Below are 3,640 nucleotides of genomic sequence, written 5' to 3'. Positions count from 1 at the left end.
GTTCTAGACGGACTGGCCGCGGACGGGGTCGCGCTGCGCGCCGAGGTCGTCGACGTCGGCAAGCTGCCCGGCCACCACCCCGTGCCGCAGGACGCGATCAACGCCCTCCTCATCCAGCTTGCGCGCGGGGGCAAGAACGTCGTCCGGCTCAAGGGCGGCGACCCGTACGTCTTCGGGCGCGGCGGCGAGGAGCTCGCGGCGTGCCACGAGGCGGACGTGCCCGTCGAGGTCGTGCCCGGCATCACCAGTGCCGTCTCGGTGCCCGCGGTCGCCGGCATCCCGCTCACGCATCGCGGGGTCGCGACGGCGTTCACGGTCGCAACCGGCCACGACCAGATCCGCGACCTCGGCGGCGGCCGCGACCACACCGTCGTCCTGCTCATGGGTGTGGGCACGCTCGCGCACTCCGCGATCACCCTCGCCCGCGGTGAGCGCGGCGCGGGCTGCCCCGTCGCCGTCGTCGAGGACGGGTACGGCGCACGCCAGCGCGTCACGGTGGGCACGCTCGCCACCATCGCGCATCAGGCGGCGGCCCGCGGCATCCGTTCACCCGCCGTCGTGGTCGTCGGCGACGTCGTCCGGCTGAGCCCCTACGCACCCAACGACCTCGCGACCCTCGACCTCGAGAACCTCGACACCCTCGACCCGCTCGCCGCTCGCGGCACCTCCTGAAAGGCCCCCGCCCAGTGACCTCGTCGAACACAGCGACCTCGTCGAACCTCCAGAACCTCCGCGTCGCGATCGTCGGCGCGGGCCCGGCCGGCATCTACGCCGGTAACATCCTCACCGGCGCGGTGACAGATGCCGGCGGCACGGCATCGGTCGACCTGTTCGAGTCGCTTCCCGCACCGTACGGGCTGATCCGTTACGGCGTCGCGCCCGACCACCCCCGCATCAAGGGCATCGTGAACTCGCTGCACGAGATGCTGGATGCCGGCACGACTCGGTTCATCGGCAACGTCGAGATCGGCCGCGACATCGCGCTCGACGAGCTGCGCGAGCGCTACGACGCGGTGATCCTCGCGACCGGGGCGATCCGAGACGCGGCTCTCGACATCCCGGGCATCGACCTCGACGGTTCGTACGGCGCTGCGGACTTCGTCGCGTGGTACGACGGCCACCCCGACGTGCCGACCGAGTGGCCGCTCGACCAGCGCGAGGTCGCCGTCATCGGCAACGGAAACGTCGCCCTCGACGTCGCGCGCGTGCTCGCGAAGCACGCCGTCGACCTGCGGCCCACCGAGATCCCCGACAACGTGCTCGCGGGACTCGAAGCCTCAGCCGTGACCGACGTGCACGTGTTCGGGCGGCGCGGCCCCGGCGACATCAAGTTCACCCCGATCGAGCTGCGTGAGCTCGGCGAGGTGCCGAACGTCGACATCGTCGTGCACGACGAGGACTTCCAGGACGCCGACCCGGCGAACGCGACGAACAACCAGCTCAAGGTCATGCTGCGCATCCTGAACGGCTGGCGCACGCGCGAGTCGACGGGCGCGAGCCGGCGCCTGCACCTGCACTTCTACCACTCGCCGGTCGAGATCCTCGGCGACGGCCGCGTGGCGGGCGTGCGCTTCGAGCGGACCGAGCCGATCGGCGACGGACGCGTGCGCGGCACCGGCGAGTTCCGCGAGATCGCCGTGCAGCAGGTGTACCGCGCGGTCGGCTACTACGGCACGCCGGTCGTCGGTGCGCCGTTCGACGAGCGGGCCGGCGTGGTTCCAAACGTCCAGGGACGGGTTCGGGATGCCGCCGCCACGGGCGATGCGGACGCGCCGGTGATCGCCGGGCTCTACGCCACCGGGTGGATCAAGCGCGGGCCCGTCGGCCTCATCGGCCACACCAAGTCGGACGCGATGGAGACGATCGCGCACCTCGTCGAGGACGCGCAGGCGAGGGCGCTCACGGCGCCGACCGTCGAGGGCGACGTGCTCGAGCTGCTCGAGGAGCGCGGAGTCGAGTACACGACGTGGGAGGGCTGGCTCGCCCTCGACGCGCACGAGCGTGCGCTCGGCGCGGCCCACGTCCACACCCGCGAGCGGGTCAAGGTCGTGCCGCGCGACGAGCAGGTGCGGGTCTCTCGGTCGGGAGCGCTCGTTCCATGACGTACGTGATCGCGCTGCCGTGCGTCGATGTCAAGGACCGCGCCTGCATCGACGAGTGCCCGGTGGACTGCATCTACGAGGGCGAGCGGTCGTTGTACATCCACCCCGACGAGTGCGTGGACTGCGGCGCGTGCGAGCCGGTGTGCCCGGTCGAGGCGATCTACTACGAGGACGACCTGCCCGACGAGTGGCAGGACTACTACAAGGCCAACGTCGAGTTCTTCGAGATTTCAACAGGCTCAATCCAAGCGATCGGCTCGCCCGGCGGCGCGGCCAAGGTGGGTGTGATCCCCCTGGACCACCCGATCGTCGCGGCCCTTCCTCCGCAAGGAGACGCGCATGTCTGACCCGCAGAACCCCGGAGAGCTCCGGCCGGCCGGCACCGAGGTCGACGTCGTGATCGTGGGCGGCGGGCCGGCGGGGCTGTCGGCTGCGCTCAACCTCGGCCGGGCCCGCGCGTCGGTCGTGGTCGTGGACGCGGGGCGACCCCGCAACGCCGCGACGCTGCGCTCACACGGGTTCTTGACCCGCGACGGCATCCCGCCGCTCGAGCTGCGCAAACTCGCGCGGGCCGAACTGGCCGCGTACCCGAGCGTCCGGGTGTTCGATCGCACCGTCGTGTCAGGTCTTCTCGAGACGCATTCCGCTTCCGGCATGCGCTTCGTCGTGGCGCTGCAGGGCCGTGGCACCGGCATCCCGTCAGCCGTCGCGGCGCGCTCGGTGCTCATCGCCACCGGGCTGCGCGAGACGCTGCCCGACATCCCGAGCCTCCGCGCGTACTACGGCATGACGATCTTCAGCTGCGCCGCGTGCGACGCGTGGGAGCTGCAGGACCGCCCGCTCGCGCTCATCGGCGAGACCCCCGATCTCGCCGGCCGCGCGCGCCTGATCGCACGATGGACCGATCTGCTCACGGTCTTCACGAACGGGTCCGACGTGGTCGACACCGTCGAAGAGGCCGAGCTCGCGGCATCCGGAATCATCGTCGAGCGACGCCCGATCGACGACCTCGAAGGCGAGCGCGGCGCTGTGTCGGCGGTGCGGCTCGCCGACGGCGAGCGCATCGAGATCGAGGGCGGCTTCGTGCGGCCCCAGTGGCACCCCGTGCTCGATTTCGTCAACGGACTCGACCTCGAGCGCGACAAGTTCGGCAACCTGGTGACCGACCGCTCGGGACGGACCTCGACCCCGGGTGTCTACGCCGCAGGGGATGCCGCGTCCCCGGGTCCGCAGCAGCTCATCGTCGCCGCGGGTCAGGGCGCGCGCGCCGCGGCGGTGCTCGTGCACGACCAGGTCGGCGTGCGCACGGCCCACTGAGCGGGCGGGTCGCGCGAACGGAGACGAAGCCGCGCGGTCGCGGATGAGGCAGGATGGCCTCGATGTCTGTGATCGCCGATGACCCGGGCGCCGAACTGCGCGCACTCCGCGAGCGCGCGTACGGGCCGGGTGCCGACATCCTCGACGACCCCGCGGCGATCAAGCGGCTGCGCGAACTCGAGGACGCGGAGCGTGGCGAACAGGGCGTTCAGGCCGCGGAC

4 protein-coding genes are annotated in these 3,640 nt (G+C 71.7%); all 4 read left to right on the top strand.

Annotation, left to right across the window (positions count from 1 at the left end; genetic code table 11):
- Nucleotides 1-672: uroporphyrinogen-III C-methyltransferase (gene cobA / locus MIC448_RS11210; RefSeq protein ID WP_051513658.1), on the top strand; the 672-nt coding region annotated here is incomplete at its 5' end.
- Nucleotides 673-686: 14 nt separating this feature from the next.
- Nucleotides 687-2,102: an FAD-dependent oxidoreductase gene (locus MIC448_RS11205; RefSeq protein ID WP_036299617.1), complete on the top strand. Its 1,416-nt coding sequence runs from the start codon at nt 687-689 to the stop codon at nt 2,100-2,102.
- Nucleotides 2,099-2,449, top strand: coding sequence for a ferredoxin (fdxA, locus tag MIC448_RS11200; RefSeq protein ID WP_036299616.1), 351 nt, complete (start codon nt 2,099-2,101; stop codon nt 2,447-2,449). The genes MIC448_RS11205 and fdxA overlap by 4 nt, the downstream gene beginning before the upstream one ends.
- Nucleotides 2,442-3,419: an NAD(P)/FAD-dependent oxidoreductase gene (locus MIC448_RS11195; protein WP_036299614.1), complete on the top strand. Its 978-nt coding sequence runs from the start codon at nt 2,442-2,444 to the stop codon at nt 3,417-3,419. Before fdxA ends, MIC448_RS11195 begins: the two co-directional genes overlap by 8 nt.
- Nucleotides 3,420-3,640: the final 221 nt, after the last annotated feature.

Source organism: Microbacterium sp. C448, assembly GCF_000582705.2.
GTDB lineage: Bacteria > Actinomycetota > Actinomycetes > Actinomycetales > Microbacteriaceae > Microbacterium > Microbacterium lacus_A.
This window is presented reverse-complemented; position numbering and strand designations above follow the sequence as displayed.